The organism is Bacillus sp. FSL R9-9492 (assembly GCF_038007365.1).
GTDB classification, from domain to species: Bacteria; Bacillota; Bacilli; order Bacillales; family Bacillaceae_G; genus Bacillus_A; species Bacillus_A mycoides.
Genome location: NZ_JBBOXC010000002.1, coordinates 229,602 through 252,675, shown reverse-complemented (window position 1 = coordinate 252,675; position 23,074 = coordinate 229,602). Strand labels below are relative to the sequence as shown.

The 23,074-nt window shown below is 40.2% G+C and carries 3 protein-coding genes and 1 pseudogene; 1 reads left to right on the top strand and 3 read right to left on the bottom strand.

All coding sequences use genetic code 11. The features are described from left to right. Positions 1–377: 377 nt before the first annotated feature. A pseudogene (locus MKY70_RS29490) lies at positions 378–3,983 on the bottom strand (non-ribosomal peptide synthetase); the annotation flags it as partial. Between the two features lie 79 nt (positions 3,984–4,062). On the opposite strand from MKY70_RS29490, the gene MKY70_RS29485 reads away from it, so the two are divergent. Then, positions 4,063–5,258 (top strand): IS3 family transposase gene (locus tag MKY70_RS29485; protein WP_341024805.1). Its coding sequence is split into 2 segments (ribosomal slippage): positions 4,063–4,369 and positions 4,369–5,258, totalling 1,197 coding nucleotides; the frame shifts between segments, so codons are not numbered across the junction. Positions 5,259–5,263: 5 nt separating this feature from the next. Here the strand turns inward: MKY70_RS29485 and MKY70_RS29480 are convergent. Then, the gene (locus MKY70_RS29480) at positions 5,264–16,609 is read right to left on the bottom strand and encodes an amino acid adenylation domain-containing protein (protein WP_445662178.1); all 11,346 of its coding nucleotides are present in this window, start codon (positions 16,607–16,609) and stop codon (positions 5,264–5,266) included. Next, entirely contained in the window at positions 16,606–23,073 is a 6,468-nt protein-coding gene (locus tag MKY70_RS29475; RefSeq protein ID WP_341074719.1) for an amino acid adenylation domain-containing protein, read from the bottom strand. The genes MKY70_RS29480 and MKY70_RS29475 overlap by 4 nt, the downstream gene beginning before the upstream one ends. Position 23,074 lies beyond the last annotated feature (1 nt).

The window sequence follows — 23,074 nt, the reverse complement described above, 5'->3', positions numbered from 1 at the left end:
TTCCTATGTATACGTTATAGAAATTCAATTTCATTTTCTAACTTGCATCTATTCAAGTGCAAATATAATAGAAAAGGTGCATATTAACATATCAATGAAAATATACACCTTTCCTCAGCAATATCATCAAAGCATTCGCTTCTGGTACAAAAGCTTCAGATAATTTACAGCATACTATGAACAATTCATATATGTTTCTATGTCCCTATCAAGCAATTTTTCATTAGCCCCTTAAAAAGTAATGCTCTTGATATATACATAATCTCCTACACTTGATGTGCAGTTATTGGACTGTTCTCTTTATTTACACTACTACTCACAAAAAACGACTTTAATAATAACAATGTTCGTTTATAAAGTTGCCTATTTTGTGCTCTCTACTTTTCCGTTAGTGAAAGGGACGTCTCTTTTATTCCTTCTAATTCATTTAGTAAATACTTAGCTAACTTTTCAACTGCGGGGGAAGCTACTATTTCTTCGTGTGATCCAGGGACCGAATACATATTCACTCTTCCTTTTAATAAAGGCTTCCAATCCGTAAACAATTCTTTACCTTCCTCAGCACTAAAGTAAATGACTTCCCCAAAATATGGTGTTAAATCATGCTCTGCCATTAAATTCAGACATTTCCTGTGAGCATTGATAATTTGCTTCAAATTCGTAAGATTTGCATCAGGCGGGAGCACTCCTTCCACAATTAATTGCTCAACAAGCATGTCCTGTTGATGAACAAGCTCTTCTTCCTGATCCACTAACTCTATATTGATGAAATGCTCCAATATATAAGATAGCATTTCATCTTCTGTCTTGTAATCCCGTTCTGAAGGCACCTTGGTATCCAATAGTACCAACACCTCAACTTCTTCTCCCTGGTTCCGTAGCATAGTTGCGATTTCATAGGCGATGGCACCGCCCAGAGACCATCCTCCCAGACGATACGGCCCCTCTGGCTGAGCCCGCTTCATTTCCTCGATGTAGAGTTGAACTACCTCCGATAAAATCAACCCGTTCATTCCTTCTTTCTCTACGAGAGGATTCTGTAGACCATAAAATGAGCAGTGATCCTTGAGTAACCTTGCTAGCTGAATGTAACAGAGTACATTACCCATAAACGGGTGAACACAGAAGAAAGGTCTTTTCTCTGATTCTTGTAATGGAACCAGAACCGATAATGATTCTTCCATACGATGATTCTCACGGATGAGACAAGCGATTCCTTCCACTGTCGGATTCTTAATTAGTGCGGGCACCTTAATCTCTTTTCCAAATTTCTCTCTGACCTTTGAAATCAATTTGATTACAAGGAGAGAGTGACCTCCTATATTGAAGAAATCATCGTTTACATGGATATCTTCTAACTGTAGCAAATCCTGCCAGATTGTAATCAGCTGATACTCGATTTCATCCCGTGGGATGATTGGTGTAGAAAAGGTACTTTCTCTTTGAATCGTTAAGCTGTTCAGTGCCTTTCGATCAACCTTCCCATTTGTTGTAAGGGGAATCGCATCAACCTCAATAAAGTGTGCAGGAATCATATAATTCGGTACTTGCCTCTTGAGATGCTCACGCCATTCATGCATACTTCCTTTACCCACCACATAGGCAGCCAATCTCTGATCTCCTGGTTGGTCCTCTCTTATCAAGACAACCGCCTCTTTCACCGATGGATGACTTTCTAAATTCGCTTCAATTTCTCCAAGCTCAATCCGGAATCCTCGAATTTTCACTTGATTATCGATTCTTCCCAGATAATCCAAATGGCCATCAGCTAAATAACGGACTAGATCTCCCGTCCGGTATAACCGTTCTCCTTCATTAAATGGATGTGGAATAAAACGTTCTAACGTTAACTCTGGACGATTCAAGTATCCTCTCGCTAGGCCTGCTCCACCGATATAAAGTTCCCCCGTTACACCAACTGGAACAGGTAACAACTTCTCATCCAATACATAGGCTTGAACATTTGGCAACGGACGCCCAATGGTTACTCTCTTACTATCTTTTTTGATACGATAGCATGTCGCATCAACCGTACATTCCGTAGGACCATATACATTATAAAAATGGATATGGTCATTCTCTACTAGTTGTTCCCACAGTGATGGCATAATCGCTTCTCCACCGACCAGTACCTTGCTTGGAACATGAACACTATCGTTTGTTTCTAACAACCCCTCATCTATGAGTAATTGGAGTAGTGAAGGTGTTATATCGAACATTTCCAACTTATTCTCCCGAATATAAGATATAAACTGTTGAGGATCACTGCGAACTTCTGTTGAAATAATATACAAACTAGAACCATACAAAAGCATTTGTAATTGTTTAACGGATGAATCAAAGGCGATTGAGGCATTTAGACCAACGCGCATGTTATCATGTGCCCGATGTGAAAAAACCTCTTTCTGTAAACCATAGGATAGATTTAATACCGAATGATGCTGCACCATAACCCCTTTTGGATTCCCGGTCGAACCTGAAGTGTAGATAACATACGCCAAGTTTTCTCCTGTTACTTTACATATTGGTGAAAGAGTGTTTTCTTGCGAAATCATTGCTTGATCTCGGTCCAAACAAACTGTTTCAACTTCTTCAGGCATCCAACCTTGTGATACTTCGTTCGTAACCAATATTTGAATTCCTGTGTCCTCCAGAATATATCGTAGGTGACTTTCTGGATACGATGGATCCAGCGGAACATAGGCTGATCCAGCTTTCAAGATTCCCATGAGACCGACAATCATCTCAACTGAACGTTGGAAACAAAGCCCGACCAATGACTCCGTCCCAATCCCCATTTTCTGAAGATAATGGGCCAATTGGTTTGCTTTCTCATTCAGCTCTCGATACGTCAACCGCTGATTTTCATCCACCACTGCCACCGCATCAGGTGTACGATCCACTTGATCTTCAAACAATTTGTGGATCACACTTTCACGTGGATACGCTGCTGCATTATCATTCCATTCTTCCAGTAGTTGTTTCTGTTCTATTTCCGTAACATACACCAGCTCCGACAGAGTTTGATCAACGTTCTCGATCATTTGCTTTAACACCTGGCTTAAATGACCCAGTATCCGTTCAATGGTGAGGCCATTAAACTTGCTACGATCATACTTCAACTTTAACAACAACTGGCTTTCTGGGACAACTGTCAATCCTAATGGATAATGAGTTTGCTCTACTCCTTCCAACCCACCAATTTCTAGATTTCCTGAGGACTCCTCTTTCACTGGGTAGTTTTCAAACACATACAAGCTATGGAACAGCGGGGTTCCTCTAGGAACTTCACTCCATCCTTGAATCTCTGTCAAAGAAGCATATTCATATTGTCTTCTTTCTATCTCTTCCTCTTGTATCTTCTGCAACCAATCCATTATTTTTATATTATCTATCATCTGAATTCGCGTCGGTGATGTGGTAATAAAAGGACCTACAATGTTTTCAACATCAATAATCTCCGTAGGGCGTCCTGAGCTAGTTACACCATAGACAATTTCATCTTCTCCACTATACCGACTCATGAGATACGCCCACGCACCTTGAATTACTGTATTCAAAGTGAGCCTATTGCGCTTCGCCCAGTTTTGTAACGCTTGGGTTTGCTCTTCTGATAAATAAGTTACCTTCTCTGTGTAACCTTTTTCTTGCTCTTTACTTTCTAAGCCCAGCAGGGTTGGAGCTGTAAAACCTTTAAGTTTCTCTCTCCAGAATTGCTCCGCCTGCTCCTGATTCTGTTCTCTTAGCCATTGAATATATTTCTTGTATGGCGATGAATTAGGTAAATGCACGGCTTCTCCATTCATTCTCTTCTGGTACACTGTAAGCAATTCGTTAAAGACCAGTGGTAGGCTCCATCCATCCAACAGAATATGGTGATGTGTCCAAACAATTCGATATTCTTCCTCACCTTCTTGAATGACAGTCACCCGCATCAATGGCGCTTTATCAAAAAGAAAGGCTTGTTTTCGATCCAATGTGATATTATCCCCTTTAGGTAGACAGTGTAAAAAGACCATGTACATACATGGATGTTACACTATTACTTGGAGGGGATTTTTCATGACTAAAAAAGGCTTAACTTTTAATATATATTCAGAAGAATTAAAGTTATCAGCTGTTCAAAGTTATTTAAACGAAGAAGGAAGCTACGATATGATAACGGAGAAATATCAGATTAAAAGCTCTACACAACTTAAAAATTGGGTGAAAAAATATAAAGAATGTGGTGAAATTACAGATACTCGTGGGAAAAATAGTGGAATGAAAGGTATACCAAATCCTTTAAAAGGAAAACGCGTTCATTTTAACACCGTTGAAGAGGAACGTGACTACTATAAGGCTCAGGTTGAATATTTAAAAAAGCAGTATCCAAATCTGTAAATGGGGGCGTACTAAAATATAAAGAAAGATATCATATCATTGAATCACTAAAGAGAAAATATCCCGTTATATGGCTTACTAATTTTGCGAATGTACATCGCTCAAGTTACTATAAGTGGATTCATACAAAAAGTATGAAAAACATGCGACTAGAATCCGATAAACAATTAAAAAAGGTAATTCAATCTATTCACGTAAAGCACAAAGAATATGGTTATCCACGTATGAAAATCGCCTTACAAGAGGAGGGTTATTTTATAAATCACAAAAAGGTATATCGCTTAATGAGCGAGCTTAACATTCAGTCTATTATTCGGAAGAAGCGTCGCTTCTTTAAAGGGAATTACTCCAATACTTTTCCAAATGTTTTAAACCGTGAATTCAAAGATCGCCAACAAAATGAAGCACTTGTTACAGATATTACGTACCTACGATTCCAAGAGGGATTTCGGTATCTTTCTGTTGTCCAAGATATTTATAATAACGAAGTTGTTTCTTGGAAAATATCCAAGCGCAATGATAATGAACTTGTATTAGATACAATTGAAATGTTGGCACAAAAAAGAGATGTGCGTGGAACCATTCTCCATTCAGATCAGGGATTCCAGTACACATCTCATGCCTACAACAAACGACTTTTAGATTTAGGTATCATTGGCAGCCACTCTCGCAAAGGAAACTGCCATGATAATGCCTGTATCGAGTCATTTTTCTCCCATTTTAAATCGGAGATGTTGTATTTGAATCATTTTAAAACAGAAGAAGATTTAATACAAGCAATTGAAGAATATATTTACTTTTATAACTATAAACGGTTCCAAAAACGACTCAACCATCGAGCTCCGATAGAATATCGAATCTCGATGGCTGCTTAGTCTTTTTAATACTGTCTACTTGACAGGGATAAGACCATTGCCAAAAAGGCTTTTCTTTTCTCTTCTTTTTCTTCTGCAGTCAGCGTACGCCAATCTTCTACATTCACCTTAAATGGAACACTCTCATACACCACTTGTAAAGGCTCCTCAACTTCATTCCAAAGAAAAGCTGAGCGGAAAATTTCATGCCGCTGAATTATCGATCTCCACGCCTGTTCGAAAGTAGCAATATCCAATTCTCCTCTAATCATGAAACTTAATTGCACTATATACGGCGCTACATGTTCCTCCCCTTGGTCATGCAATGTATGGAAAATCATTCCTTCTTGCAAAGGCGATAGTGGATATAAATCGGTAATCGGATAATTATTTCCACGATTCATCTTGGTTAATACTTTTGTCAAACTGGCTTGGTCAAGATTAGCCATCACAAAATCTGAAACGGTCAGTGCAGATTCTCCATCCGCAGATTGAATCAATTTACTTAGTTGATGGAGCATATTCTCTGCAATACTTTGAATCGTTGATTTCGCATATTGTCCTACATTGTATACCCAAGTGAACTGAAGTTTCCCATCCGTTACCATTCCAATTACATCAATTAAATGCAATCGCTTGGAACCAGAAGCATGATCTAAGCGCTTAAATCCGTTCTCTGGAATAAGTATTGCATCGTCAGAAAACATTTGGTCAAATTGTCCAAGATAGTTAAAACTAATAGACGGTGTATGTTGAGACCCCCATTGCTCACACATTGTTGTGTTCAGATACCGCAAAATTCCATGGTCAACACCCTTATTAGGAATTTTACGCACTTGTTCTTTAACTGCTTTTAATGCTGCAATTGGCGTGTCGGCACCGGTAATATTTAAGTGAACAGGATAAATACTTGTAAACCACCCCACGGTTCTAGATAGGTCAACGTCTTCGATAATCTCTTCCCGACCATGCCCCTCCAAATCCACGGTCAGCGTCGGATGACCTGTCCATGCTGCCGTAGCCTGTACCAATGCTGTCAATAGTACTTCATTGATTTGGACACGATGAGTGCTTGAAATCTCTTTCAATAACGTACGGGTCTCTTTCTCATCCAGCACCACGGTAATCTCCTCGTTTCCTGTGTTTGCTGGAACTTCGAGGGTGGTATCCACTGGTAGCATAGCCACTTCTTGTTCGGATTGCTGCTCCCAGTAATCACGCACTTCTTGCACAATCCCAGCTTCAGCGTAATGATGCAATTTCTCCGACCACGCTTTAAAGGATGTACTCTTTGTAGGTAATTGGATTATCTGATCCTGGCTCGCTTGATTATACGCCGTTTGCAGATCCTCCAGTAAAATCCGCCAAGAAACACCATCCACTGCTAAGTGATGAATCACCCAGAATAATCGGCCGGCTCTTTTCTCACCTTCATCAAAATACACCATTCTCATTAGCGGTCCTGCGTGTAAGTGCAAGCTTGCTTGTGCAGTGTCAATCTCCGTTTGAATCACTTGATGCCATTCTGCTTGTGGCACTTCGTCTAATGAAATAACGGTCAGCGTCGATTGTTCTTCGATCCCTTCATTCCGCTGTTTCCAAGCTCCATTCGGTAACCGTTCATATCTTAAACGCAAAGCATCATGATGGATTAGAAGGGTACTCACAGCTTTCTCCAGTAATACTATATCCAGTCGCTCTTTTGTTCTAAAAAACATGGATTGATTCCAATGGTGTGGGTTTGGATGATCTTGTGCAAAAAACCATTGCTGGATTGGTGTAAGGATCAGTTCTCCAGTTACAACTCCCTGCTCTGCTTGTACACCCCGTTCTTCATTGACTACTTGCGCCAACTCGGCAATCGTTTGGTGTTCAAACATTTGCTTTGGCGTCAATTGCAAACCTGCTTGCTTCGCACGAGAGACAATCTGAATGCTGAGAATTGAGTCTCCACCAATTTCAAAAAAGTTATCATGGATTCCCACCTTTTTAATCCCTAATACTTGCTTCCAAATGGTGGCCAGTGTTTCTTCGTTACCATTCCGCGTGGCAACACATTCACTTTCGATTTTCCTCTCCTCTGGTACAGGTAAGGCCTCACGATCAACTTTTCCGTTAGCAGTTAGTGGAATGGCTTCCATCATCACAAATCCTGAAGGAACCATATGGCTTGGTAGTTCCGCCTTGAGATAATCTCTCCACTCACCTACATTCCCGTCACCCACGACATATGCCACCAACCGTTTATCACCCGGCTGATCTTCTCGAACAATTACAACAGCCTCTTTTATGGAGACATGTGCGTTTAAAGCAGATTCAATTTCTCCGAGCTCAATTCGGAAACCACGGATTTTCACCTGGTGATCAATCCGCCCAAGATAATCCAGATTTCCATCAGGTAAGTATCTCGCTAAGTCTCCTGTCCGATATAATCGCGCTCCTGGGTCACTACTGAATGGATGAGGGATGAAACGCTCTGCAGTCAATTCGGGTCTGTTTAAATATCCACGTGCAAGTCCTGCTCCACCAATATATAGTTCGCCAGCTACGCCAATAGGCACAGGTTGTTGACAAGCGTCTAGTACATACACTTCTAAATCTGGAATCTGTTTTCCTATATTACTTCTTGAAGCATGCTGCACATCATCTTGAGTAATTGGATAATACGTAACATGAACGGTAGTTTCTGTAATTCCATACATATTAATTAACTGTGGTTCCTGCTCTCCATACCTTTGAAACCATGGTACCAAGCTGGTAGGATCGAGTGCTTCCCCACCAAATATGACATAGCGCAGATGCAAGTCTTTCTTCTCATCTTCTTGTTCACACACTTGTATCAATTGTCGAAATGCGGATGGTGTCTGATTAAGAACCGTAACCTTTTCCTTTACTAACAGTTGATAGAAATCCTTGGGCGATCGACTAATCCAGTACGGAACAACAACTAATTTCCCACCATATAATAATGCTCCCCAAATTTCCCATACCGAGAAGTCAAACGCATAAGAATGGAAAAGCGTCCAAGTATCTTTTTCATCAAACTGATACCAACATTCCGTCGATTTAAATAAACGAATCACATTTTGATGCTCTACCATAACTCCCTTCGGATTCCCTGTTGATCCCGAAGTATAGATTACATACGCCAAGTTTTCTCCTGTCACTTCACATATTGGTGAAAGGGTGCTTTCTCGCGAGATCATCGCTTTATCCCGATCCAAACAAACTGTTTTGATCTCTTCAGTTATCCAACCTTCTAATGCTTCGTTCGTGACCAATACTTGAATCCCTGTGTCCTCCAGAATATATCGTAGGCGACTTTCTGGATACGATGGATCCAACGGAACATAGGCTGCCCCAGCTTTCAAGATCCCCATAAGACCGACAATCATCTCAACTGAACGCTGGAAGCAGAGACCAACCAATGACTCGCTCCCAATCCCACATTTTTGGAGATAATGTGCCAATTGGTTTGCTTTTTCATTCAGCTCTCGATAGGTTAACTGCTGTTTTTCATCTACCACTGCCACCGCATCAGGTGTACGATTTACTTGCTCTTCATACAGCTGATGAATCCCAAATTCCTGTGGATATGCTACAGCATTATTATTCCACTCTTCTAACTGTTTTTGCTGTAATCCTGACAGTATCGGCAACTTAGCTAATGATTTATCAGGATGTTCCACGATTAAATTCAACCAGTTCCCAAAATTTTCGGCTATGGATTCAATAGTTAAACTGTCAAATAAATCAGTCCTGTAAACAAAAGTAAGCAATAAGCCCTCTTCCAATTCTGCGGCAGTTAAACTTAAATCAAATTTGGCGATTGAAGCGTGGCTGTCTATTACTTCTATACTTCGTCCATGTAGCTGTGGTAGCTCTTGTCCCGTATTTTGCAAAGTAAACATGGTTTGGAAAATCGGAGAATGACTTGTACTTCGTTCAGGTTGGATAACCTCCACAATTTTCTCAAACGGAACATCTTGGTACTCATATGCCTTCAATGCTTTTATCCGCACTTGAGACAGCAACTCTTGAAATGCCGGTGCGCCACTTAAATCAGCTCGATAAACCAACGTGTTGACAAAGAAACCAATAAGCCCTTCAATTTCTCTATAATTTCGATTCGCAATTGGGCTTCCAACAAGAATATCTGATTGTCCTGTATAACGGGCGAGGAAACTTTGATAAGATGCCAATAAGGTCATGAAAAGCGTGGCCCCTTCTTGACGACTAAGTTCGTTTAATTTATCCAGTAATGAGCGTGACAACAACACATTATGAGTTAATCCATGGTGGGTTTGCACCGGAGGACGGGGACGATCCATCGGCAACATTAAGACTGGTAACTCACCAGACAGTTCTTCCTTCCAATATGCAAGCTGTTGATTTAGTACTTCCTCTTTTAACCAATCCCTTTGCCATTGAGCAAAATCGGCATATTGAACTGGTAGTGGTGCAAGGTCTGCTGGTTTTTCACCAATCGCCTCCTCATAAAATGCCATCCATTCTTGGAACAAGATTTCCATCGACCATCCATCAGAGATAATATGATGCATATTACATAGAAGAACCCATTCTTCTTTTGAAATTTTCACGATTTGTCCACGGAACAATGGTCCTTTTTCTAAGTCAAATGGGGATTCGACTTCAGTTTGAATCCATTGCTCCACTTCTCTTTCTCTCTCTTCTGGAGAAATCTTAGTTAAATCAATTTGTGGAAGGGAACGGAAAGTATACGGTTGAATCTTCTGCACAGGATGACCGTCCACTTCATGAAATACTGTCCGCAATGATTCATGACGCTCTATCAACTGATTCCATCCCAACTCCAATGCTTCAGGTAACCAATTCCCTGTAAGACGGCATACCATTGGCATATTATAAAGTGCACTATTAGGTGCAAATTGATCGATAAACCATAAACGCTGTTGGGCATAAGAAAGTGGAAGGTTATCTCCTCGTTCCATCGGCATCAATGGTGGAATTTCTTCTCGTTTTTTGCTTCCCTTACGTAACTGATCCATTCGTTTCGATAATGCCTCGACTGTTGAATATTCGAACAGTTCACGTACCGGTAATTTGATTTGACAGACTTCTTGCAAGCGTGAGACCACTTGTGTAGCAAGTAGAGAATGACCACCAAGTTCAAAGAAAGAATCCTGAACACCTATATTTTCTATTCCTAGCACTTGACTCCACACTGAAGCGATAAGTTCTTCTAGCGGAGTTCGTGCGTGAACGGTATTTTCCGTAGATAATTTGCTAGGTATTGGCAATGCCTTTAAATCAAGTTTTCCATTCGGTGTAAGTGGTAAAAATTCCATCTCAATAAAGTTTGTTGGGACCATATAATTTGGTAAATGTGTTTGTAGATGCTCTCGCCATTCTTGGACACTTCCTTCACCAACTACATAAGCTACTAATCTCTTGTCGCCTGGATCATCCTCTCGTACCAATACAACCGCTTCTTTCACAGAAGAATGTGCCTGCAAGACTGCTTCTATTTCTCCCAATTCAATCCGGAAACCACGAATTTTCACTTGGTCATCTATACGACCATGGAACTGGAGAGCACCATCAGAAAGATAACTTGCTTTGTCTCCGGTGTAATAGAGACGTTCTCCTGACTTGAATGGATGCGAAATAAATTTTTCCTTTGTAAGGTCCGGACGATTAGCATATCCACGAGCAAGACTCTTCCCTCCAATATAGAGATCTCCAATCACACCACTTGGTACTAGCTGAAGATGAGAATCTAACACATAAACTTCTGTATTCGCAATCGGTCGACCAATCGATGGCGTACCTGTTGTCACTCCTACAGGTACATAACAATCCGTGGTAACAACGGTATTTTCCGATGGACCATACTGATTGATTACCGCAAAAGGAATATCGTTAGATGGATACTGCGTTAATTGATCCCCGCCGGTAATGATAAAACGAAGATCCGTTTTACCTGGCCAAGATAATTTCAAGAGTCTTTCCAGAATAGGCGTAGGTGCAAAACTAGCTGTTATTCGCGAATCAATGAGCCAGTCTCTTAGTGCTTCTGGATTAATTCTCAGTTCCTCTGTTGACAAGTAGAGTGCTGCACCAGCAGTTAGATACGGCCAAATCTCCTGAACAGCCGAATCAAAAGCAATCCCTGCAATCTGAGTCGCACGATCCTCTGCTGTAATATGATAAACTTCTTGATGCCAAGAAACCATATTCATTAATGAGCGATATTCAATCATGACACCCTTTGGCTTTCCTGTAGAACCAGAGGTATATACAATGTAAGCTAAGTTCTCTGGATTTATCTGCCGTGTAGGTGCGATTACGCTTTCCACTGTTAACTCTTCTAACCTCACCATTTCGACCTGTTCGAAAAGGCCTTCTTGTCCTTCCGCCGTCACTACAAATTGAATTCCTGCATCTTCTATCATGTATTCTAGCCTTGATTTTGGATACAACGGATCTAAAACGACATAAGCTCCACCAGCTTTTAATATGCCTAGTAAACTTACCATGAGCTCAGCCGACCTCGGAAGATAAACTCCCACGACTGACTCTGGAGCAACTCCTTTTCGCTGTAAAACATTTGCCAACTGATTTGCTTGTGCATCCAGTTCACCGTAAGTCCAATCTTTTGTTTGATCAACTACCGCAATCGCTTCAGGACGCTTTGCTACTTGTTCCTCAAATCTGTCGCAAATAAGACCCTGTGGGGGCATTTCCATTACAGTGTCATTCCATGTTTCTAATAACAAAGTACGCTCAGGTTCCGATAGCATGCTCAGACTATGCAACGGATTTTGCGGGTAATGGGAAACTTCGTGTAGCCATTTCTCAAAGTGCCCTGCCATCCGTTCAATAGTTGTGGCATTGAATAAATCCTTATTGTATTCAAAAGTAAAAAGTAATCCCTCTTCCGTCTCAGCTACCATTACGCTTAAATCAAACTTTGCGATTGGACTATGGCTTTCTAACATTTCAATACTTCTACCAGATAACACCGGGAACTCTTGTTTCATATTTTGCAAGATGAACATAGTCTGGAAGATTGGCGAATGACTTGTACTCCGCTCTGGTTGTACAACTTCCACAATTTTTTCAAAAGGGATATCTTGATACTCATACGCCTTCAATGCTTTTTGACGAACCTGAGACAGAACATCCTGAAATGTCGGTCTACCACTTAGATTAGCCCGATATACCAAGGTGTTGACGAAGAAACCAATAAGTCCTTCAATTTCTCTATAATTTCGATTAGCAATTGGACTTCCGACCAGAATATCTTCTTGTCCCGTATAGCGGGATAGAAAACTTTGATATGCAGCTAACAGGGTCATGAAGAGTGTAGCCCCTTCTTGACGACTAAATTCATTTAATTTGTCATGTAGCGTGCTTGGCAGAACCAGGGTGTATGTCGACCCGTGATGAGTTTGTATTGCGGGACGCGGGCGATCCATAGGAAGTTGGAGTACAGGAAGCTCCCCAGACAATTCTTCCCTCCAATATTGGAGTTGTTGATCAAGCACTTCCGCCTTCAGCCATCCTTTTTGCCACTGAGCGAAGTCGGCATATTGAACCGGTAATGGTTCAAGTTCTGCTATCTTTCCATCCGTAGCTTTCTCATAGAATGCCATCCATTCTTCAAGTAGGACTCCCATTGACCATCCATCTGAAATGATATGATGTAAAGTACAAAGGAGAATCCATTCTTCCTCTCCCACTTGCAAAATACTTGTCCTGATTAGTGGGCCCTCTGTTAAATCAAATGGCACTTCTGTTTCTTGTTGAATCAAACGTTTAACTTCTTCTTCTCGGTCTTCTGGAGAAAGCATAGTTAAATCCGTTTTCGGAATTGATCGAAAAGCATACGGTTCAATTTGCTGCACGGGCTGACCGTTCACTTCATGAAAGACCGTCCGCAATGATTCATGACGCTCTATGAGCTGATTCCATCCCTTTTCCAATGCCTCAGGTAGCCAACTCCCTGTAAGGCGGCATACCATTGGCATATTGTAAAGGGCGCTATTAGGTGTAAATTGATCGATAAACCATAAGCGCTGTTGGGCATAAGAGAGCGGAATAGTTTCCCCTCTTTCCATCGGCATTAGTGGCGGAATCTCTCGTTTTCTATCTCCTTTACGTAACTGATCTAATCGCTTTGCCAGTGACTCCACCGTTGCATACTCAAATAGTTCACGTACCGGTAATTCGATTTGAAAGATTTCTTGTAAGCGTGAAACTACTTGAGTAGCTAGCAGCGAGTGACCACCAATCTCAAAAAAAGAATCCTGAACACTTATATTTTTTATACCTAACACTTGGCCCCATACGGAAACAATGAGCTCCTCTACTGGTGTTCGTGATGAAGTAGTAATATCTTCACTTATGAACTGTGCCTCCAATTCCAATAAAGCTTTCCGATTCACCTTACCATTTGGAGTGAGTGGCATCCCTTCAACTTGGAAGAAGTATGCCGGAACCATATAATGTGGCAATTGCTTCTTAAGATATTCACGCCACTCTCCAGTATCCCCTTCACCCACTACATAAGCTACTAACTGCTTATCTCCTGGTCGATCTTCCTTCACCAACACGACAGCCTCTTTTACAGATGAGTGATCATGTAAAGCTGCTTCGATTTCTCCCAGTTCAATTCGGAATCCTCTGATTTTGACTTGGTTATCTATTCTTCCAATATACTCCAAGTTACGATCATTCATATATCTCACCAGGTCACCCGTTCGATATAATCGTTCCCCTTCCTTAAAGGGATGCGGAATAAAACGCTCAGTAGTTAACTCTGGTCGATTGAAGTAGCCACGTGCCAATCCTACTCCTCCAAGGTAAAGTTCCCCCGCCACACCAATCGGTACCACCTGTTGATGTTGATCTAACACATACAACTCTGTATTATCAATTGGACGACCAATTGGAATAAGCATAGGTTCTTTTTCTAAATCACAATTATAATAAGTCACATCCACAGTCGCTTCGGTAGGACCATACAAGTTAATTAACTTTGTTTGCTGAACATCGTAAAATACCCCCTTAAACCGGCGAGCCTGTTCAGTGTTTAGTGCTTCCCCACTAGTAAAAACCTGACTTAAAGATGAAACATTCCATTTCGAGTTAAATTGTTCCATGTAATCCAAGAAAGTGGATAACATCGACGGAACAAAGTGCATGGTGGTCACACGATATCGTTCGATATACTCCTCAATCATCCCAGGATCTTTCTCACCTCCGGGTGGAAGTAAACAAACTCGTGCTCCTACAAATGACCACCAAAATAATTCCCAGACAGAAACATCAAACGAAAACGGTGTCTTTTGTAGGATTGTATCCTCCTCAGATAAGGGATATTTTTTCTGCATCCACTGTAGGCGGTTGATGACCGAATGATGTTCAATCATTACTCCCTTCGGGTTTCCCGTCGAACCCGAAGTGTATATGATATACGCTAAGTTATTTGCTGTTACTCCACTCACTGGAGTTAAATTACTCTCTTTAGAAATCATTGCTTGATCCCGGTCTAAACAAATTGCTTCAATATCTTTAGGTAACCAGTCCTGTAGTGCCTCTTTTGTTAACAGCACTTGAATTTGTGAATTCTCTAAAATGTATCTCAGACGGTTTTCGGGATAACTTGGGTCCAGTGGGACATAAGCCCCACCTGCTTTCAAAATCCCAAAGAGACCAATAATCATATCAGAAGAACGTTCAACACATATACCGACCAATGATTCAGGTCCTATACCTCGTTTTTGTAGATAATGTGCCAATTGGTTCGATTTTTCATTGAGTTCTTGATACGTTAGTTTTCCGCCTTCATAAACTACCGCCACTGCATCAGGTGTACGTGCAACTTGCTGCTCAAATAGCTCATGAATCATACACTCATGACCATAGACCACGTCAGTATCATTCCATTCTTCTAGGAGTTGTTTCTGTTCTGTGTCCGATAACATTGACAGCTTTGTATATGATTCATCTGGATGATACGCGATTTCATTTAACCAGTTCTCAAAATGTCCTGCCATACGTACAACGGTACTACTATCAAATAAATCCGTGTTGTATTCAAAAGAGACAAATAGACCTTCTTCCACTTCGTAGGCAGTTAAACTCAGATCAAATTTTGCAATAGACATATTACTTTCTACCATTTTGATACTTCTACCAGGCAGATCTAGTCGTTCTTGTTTTATATTCTGTAGTGTAAACATGGTCTGAAAGATAGGAGAATGACTCATGCTTCGTTCAGGTTGCACAGCTTCTACCACTTTTTCAAATGGTATATCTTGGTATTCGTAAGCTTTTAACGCCTTTTTCTTTGTTTGATTCAAAATCTCTCTAAAAGTAGGAGTGCCACTCAAATCTGATCGGTAAACCAACGTATTAACAAAGAAACCGATTAATCCTTCTACTCCCTTATGATTCCGATTTGCAATCGGACTTCCGACTAGAATATCTTTTTGCCCCGTATAACGAGCAAGAAAGCTCTGGTATGCAGCTATTAAAGTCATAAATAAGGTAGATCCTTCTTGTCGACTTATATCCTTTAATTGATTGAGTAATCTATTAGGAAAAATCACGTGATGCGTATCCCCAGCGTAAGTTTGCGTAACCGGTCGAGGCCGGTCCACTGGCAGTTGTAATATAGGAAGGTCCCCAGACAATTCTTCCTGCCAATACGTAAGTTGACGATTTAACACATCACCTTGCAACCACTCCTTTTGCCACTTCGCAAAGTCTGCATATTGAATGGATAGTGAACTTAATTTAGCAGGACTCCCACCCGTTTCTTCTTCATAGAAAGCTAGTAATTCATTCATGAATATACCGATAGACCAAGCATCAGAAATAATATGATGCATCGTACACAGTAATAACCATTCATCCTTTTCTAATTGAACAAGCTGATTACGAATTAAAGGACCATTTATTAAATCAAATGGTTCTTGCGCTTCTCTGGCAATTAAACTATCTACCTCTTTTTCTTTTACTTCTAGAGGAAATTGAGAGTAATCTCTTACAGGTAATGCTCTAGGAAGGAAATCGTCAATTTGTTGTACAGGTTGTTCTCCTACTTCTTTAAAAACAGTCCGTAATGATTCATGACGTTTAATGAGTCGATTGAATCCCTTTTCTAATGCTTCAGGTATCCAATTTCCTTTTAGATTCCATACCGTTGGAATATTATATAAAGAACTGTTTGGGTTAAATCTGTCCATAAACCACAAACGTTGTTGCGCATAAGACAACGGGAGTGCTTCTTTATTCTCCTTTTTTTGCATTTGCTTCTGAAGCCATGCTCTCTTCTCAGGAGAAAGTGAACTCAGCTTTGCAAGTAAATCACTTCTCATTTTTTTACCCCTTCCTCAATCAAATTGCTCTTGAATATCTCTTGTGCTTCTTCCTCTGATAGCTCTTCTAATTGCTTAAGCAGTTCAAGTAATTCTTCATCATTACTCACTTCTGCTTCTTTTTGAATATAGTCTTGAAGACTTATATTATCCTTACTATCATTCTGCATTTCTTGATTTCTGTTATAGAGCAATTGATCAATCTGTTCTGCCAATTGCTGCACCGTATGAAACATAAATAAATCATGCAATGGTATCTCGATTCCAAAAGCCTCTTTAAGATTGGAAACAGCTTGCGTAGCAATTAATGAATGCCCACCTATTTCAAAAAACGAATCCTGCACTCCAATATTTTCTACACCTAAAACTTGATGCCATATCGAAACGATTGTTTTTTCCGTAGGTGTACGAGGAGCAATATACCCACTCGCTACCTCTTGTCTCTCTGGTGCTGGTAAGGCCTTTCTATCAATTTTTCCATTTGGAGTAAGTGGAAATGCGTCCAAGCTGACAAAATAGGCTGGAATCATGAAATTTGGTAGCTGGGCCAGGAGATAATCACGCCACGTATGAGCATCCCCATCTCCCACAACATAGGCAACCAAACGTGGATCACCAGGATAATCTTCCCGCACCATCACAATGACTTCATTAACTAATGTATGCTTTTGTAATGTCGCTTCAATTTCTCCTAGTTCAATCCGGAACCCACGAATTTTCACCTGATGATCGATTCGGCCAAGATACTCCAAATTTCCATCCGGCAGATACCTTACTAAATCTCCAGTCCGGTATACTCGCTCTCCTTCTTTAAACGGATGCGGTATAAAACGATCTTGCGTTAAGTCAGGGCAGTTTAAGTATCCACGTGCTAATCCTGATCCACCAATGTAAAGCTCACCAACTACACCAATTGGAACCATTTTTTGTTCAGCACTCAGTACATATACTTCTGTATTGAAGACTGGTTTACCAATTGGTGGTACCCTATGCATGACACCCTTTTCTAATTCCATATATGTGGAATACGTAGTATCTTCGGACGGTCCATATAGGTTGTACACCTTCTCAATCGTACTTCTCTCGTATAAATCTTGAACAAGTGAATATGGCAATGGTTCTCCAGCCAAATTCATCACCTTTACCGAAGAAGGGATTGTTTTTGCTCGAACCAGTTCCTTCGCTGCCGATGGCACAGTATTGACCAAAGTCACACCCTTGGTAGACAACTTGTCTAGATGTAAAGCATTTTCAGCGACAATTACCTTACCACCCATCGTTAAGGGAACAAACACTTCAAAAATGGATAGATCAAAGGATAGCGAAGTTGAAGCCAACACTCCCGCTAAATCCCTTCGGGAATATGTGTGATGCGCCCAATGAATCATTGTTACTGTATTCCTGTGCTCAATCATTACTCCCTTTGGATTTCCAGTTGAACCTGAAGTATAGATAATATAGGCTAAGTTATCTCCCGTCGCTTCACTCGTACACACCGTAGTTGCTTCTTGTTCTATTTCTGCTCGATCACGATCAATACAAATCACGTCAACGGATTTAGGTATAACCATTTTTTGTTGTAACTTTTCCTGTGTCACCAGTACCTTTATTTGAGCATCCTCTAAAATGTATTTCAGTCGACTTTCCGGATACGCTGGATCAATTGGGACATATGCCCCTCCTGCCTTCATAATTCCTAAGAGGCCGACAATCATCTCGGATGAACGTGTAACGCAAATCCCAACCAATGATTCGCATACTACACCATTTTTCTGTAAGTAATGTGCCAGCTGATTCGAGCGCTCGTCCAACTCTCGATATGTTAGTTCTTCATCTTCGTACACTACTGCAATTGCTTCTGGTGTTTTTTTCACTTGTTCTTCAAACAATGTATGAATCGTTCTTTCTTGTATATCTACAACACCTGTTTCATTCCATTCCTCTAGTAGTTGCTTATATTCTACTTTCGATAACATATTCATTTCCGATAATAAATCTTTTGGATGAGATACAATTTGATATAACCAATGTTCAAAATGACTTGCCATACGCTCAATGGTGGTATCATTAAACAAATCAGTATTATATTCAAATGTTAGCGATAATCCTTCTTCCGTCTCAGAAGCAAATAAACTCAAATCAAATTTCGCAACAGTAGTATGACTTTCCATGAGTTCCATGTGTCTTTCAGATAGCTGAGGAAACTCTTGTTTCGTATTCTGTAAAGTAAACATAGTTTGAAATATTGGTGAATGACTTGTATTCCGTTCCGGTTTCACGGATTCTACCACTTTCTCAAATGGAATGTCCTGATACTCGTATGCTTTTAGTGCTTTTTTTCGTACCTGCGACAAAAGTTCTTGGAACGTCGGATTTCCACTTAAATCAGCTCGATAAACCAACGTATTTGCAAAGAAACCTATTAATCCTTCAATCTCTTTCACATTTCGATTTGCAATTGGGCTTCCAACCAAGATGTCGTCTTGTCCTGTATAACGAGAAAGGAAGCTTTGATAGGCTGCCATCAAGGTCATAAATAAAGTGCATCCTTCTTGCAGACTTAAATTTTTGAGCTTTTCCTGAAGGGAATCCGCCACCATTAGGGACTGGCTTGCACCACGATGGGTTTGAACCGCAGGTCGAGGACGATCCATCGGTAATTGTAAAACTGGTAGCTCCCCAGACAATTCTTCCTTCCAATATTGAAGATGTTGATTCAAATTCTCTTCTTTTCGCCATTCTTTTTGCCACATTACAAAGTCTGCATATTGAACAGATAACTCCTTCAGTTCCACTGGTTTTCCGCTTAGTACTCGTTCATAAAAAGCCATCCATTCTTCAAGTAAGATTCCCATTGACCATCCATCCGAAATAATATGATGCATCGTACAAAGGAGAACCCATTCTTCCTCGCCCACTTTCAATATTCGCGTTCGAATCAGAGGACCTTGTTCAAAATGAAATGGTTCCTCCGCTTCATTTTGAATGAGCCGTTTCATTTCTCTTTCCCTATCTTCCAAAGAGAGATTTGTTAAATCCGTTTGAGAGATAGGTCTGAAAGTATAAGAATGAACCTGTTGAAAAGGTTCACCCTCTTGTTCTAGAATTATCGTCCGTAATGATTCATGACGTTCCAACAAGTAATTCCATCCGGATTCCAATGCTTCAATTGACCATTTTCCTGTTAAGCGACACGCTGCATGAATATTGTACATCGCACTATTTGGCATTAATTGATCAATAAACCATAGGCGTTTCTGTGCATAGGAAAGTGGAATAAATTCTTCCCGCGTCATAGGTATAAGGGGTGGAATCTCTCGTTTTCTATCTTCTTTGCGCAACTGATCTACTCGTTTCGCTAATGCTTCCACTGTATCGTGCTTGAAAAGTTCACGTAATGGGATTTTGATTTGGAACAATTCTTGCAATCGAGAGACGATTTGAGTAGCAAGTAGTGAGTGCCCACCACGTTCAAAGAAGGAATCCTGAATACCAATATTTTCTGTCCCTAACACTTGACCCCAAACCGAGGCAATAAGCTCTTCCGATGGCGTCCGAGGTAGAACATTTAAATCTCCTATAGGCTGCTCATCAGGTACTGGCAAGGCCTTTCGGTCGATTTTCCCATTTGGAGTAAGCGGGAACTGCTCTAACTCTACAAGGTGCGCTGGAATCATATGATTCGGCAATTGGTTTTGTAAATACTCTCTCCACTCTTGGGTATTTCCATCGCTTATTACATATGCAACCAATCGTTGATCGCCTGGACGATCTTCTCTAACTAATACGACAGCCTCTTTAATAAACGAACATTTTTCTAAAGTCGCTTCAATTTCTCCTAGTTCAATCCGAAAACCACGCATTTTTACTTGATGGTCCATTCTACCTATAAATTCTAAATTTCCATCAGTTAGATATCTTACTGAATCTCCTGTTCGATATAGTCGTTCCCCCAATTGAAATGGATGCGAAACGAACTTTTCGGCAGTAAGATTCGGGCGATTTAAATATCCACGCGCTAAACCGGCACCACCAATATATAACTCACCCTCTATTCCTATTGATTGCAAGCGTTGATTTTGGTCTAATACATATAATTGCGTGTTCTGTATCGGCTGCCCAATACAAACAATTTTTTGATTAGGTTGTAAGTCAAATGCATTTACATAAATAGTGGCTTCAGTTGGTCCATAAAAGTTAGTTAATTTTACTTGTCTATGATTCCATTGCTGTTGAAAACGTCTAACCAACCCTGAACTTAGTTCTTCCCCACCAGAAAATACATGGCGCACAGACGAACAATTCATGTCCAATTCAATATGATTGAAGTGATCTAAGAAAACAGATAACATCGAAGGTACAAATTGAACAATAGTAACCTGATGTTTTTCAATCACTTCAGCTATAATGGAAGGATCTTTTTCTCCACCTGGAGGCAGGAAAGATACACATGCTCCCACGTGAATACCCCAAAATAACTCCCAAACAGATACATCAAATGAGAATGGTGTTTTCTGCAAGACCACATCCTTTTCAGAAAGTGGATATTGATGTTGCATCCATTCTAGATAATTAATTACTGAATGATGCTCAATCATCACTCCCTTTGGATTCCCTGTAGATCCTGAGGTATACATAACATACGCTAAACTTCTTCCTGTTACACCACTTATACATGGGGTTGATTCTTCTTTTTCAATTGCAATATAATCTTGATTCATACAAATCGTTTCAACATCTTCAGATATATATAAATTTTCTGATTTTTCTACTGTCACTAGTACTTCAATTCCAGCATCCTCTAATATATAACGAAGCCGACTCTCTGGATAAGTAGGATCAAGTGGAACATATGCCCCTCCTGATTTTAGAATACCTAATAACGCTATTATCATTTGTAATGAACGTTCCATATATACTCCGACAAGAGAATCTGGACCTACACTACGCTTTTGTAAATAATGTGCTAGCTGATTCGCACGCTTATCCAACTCTCTATAGGTAATTTGTTCATTTTCGTAAATAGCTACGATTGCTCCTGGCGTTTTCTTAACTTGCTCCTCAAATGCCGTATGAATCATGCCTTCAGCTGAATATTTCACTTGAGTATTATTCCATTCCTCTAGTAACTGTGTCTGCTCTTCCATTGTTAAATGAGTAATTTCGGAGAGCTTTGAATCTAGGCTCTTTGTCATCTGAATTAATGTTTGCAATAAGTGACCCTGGATTCGATTTATTGTTTCTTCATTAAAATAGCTCCGGTCATACATCAACTTTATAGTAATTTCCTTACCAGGCATTACAATGAGTGTTAAAGGATAATTTGTTTGTTCCGCGCTTTTAACATCTAGTAATCTTAAATCATCATTTCTCTCACCTTGAATTGGATAATTTTCAAACACATACAAGGTATGAAATAAGGAGCTATTCCGCGGAACTTCACTCCACCCTTGAATATCAACCAACGAATTATATTCATATTGTCTTCGTTCCATTTCTTTCATCTGTATTTTGCGAAGCCAATCTACCACTGATGTATCATTCGTTAATCGAATTCTAGTAGGTAATGTGTTAATGAATAGACCTACCATATTCTCTGCTCCTATCAAATCAGTAGGACGTCCAGAGCTAGTTACGCCAAATACGATGTCACTTTCACCGCTATACCTACTCATCAAATAGGCCCATGCGCCTTGTACTAACGTATTCAATGTTAATCGACTATTTCGTACCCACTCTTGTAAATTTTCAGTGAGTTCCTCAGATACCTGATAAACACGCTCTCCATAGCCCTTCTCCTGTTCTTGATCCTTTCTTTCCATCGCTAATGGCGTAGGTGCATAAAACCCCTTTAATTCTTCTGTCCAAAATTCCTCTGCTTGACTTTGATCTTGTTTATTTATCCACTGGATATATTTTTTATAAGGAAGAGATTTAGGAAGATTCAACAATTCTCCCTTTATCATCTTGAGATAAACTTCCATCACTTCACTAAAGACCAATGACACACTCCACCCATCTAGCAAAATATGATGATGTGTCCAAATGATTCTCGTTTCCTCTTCTGCTTCTTTAATCGCAGTGACTCTCATCAATGGTGCTTCATCCAATAAAAATCCTTTTCTACGATCTGCAGTCAAAAACTGGTGTAATTTCTTCTCCCTCTCTTCATATGAATGGGCACTCCAATCCTCTTGATGAATAGTAAAAGGAAGACGTTGGTAAACTGCTTGCAGAGGTTTTTCAACTTCCTCCCACACAAATACTGAACGTAGAACCTCATGTCGATGAATAACATATTCCCAAGCCTTTTCAAAAGTAGCAACATCCAATTGCCCCCCGAGCAAGAAGCCTACTTGTACAATGTAGGAAAAAGAATGTTCATCATCTTGATCGTATAAAGTATGAAACAATATTCCTTTTTGCAAAGGTGATAATCCATATATATCTATAACGTCTCCCATC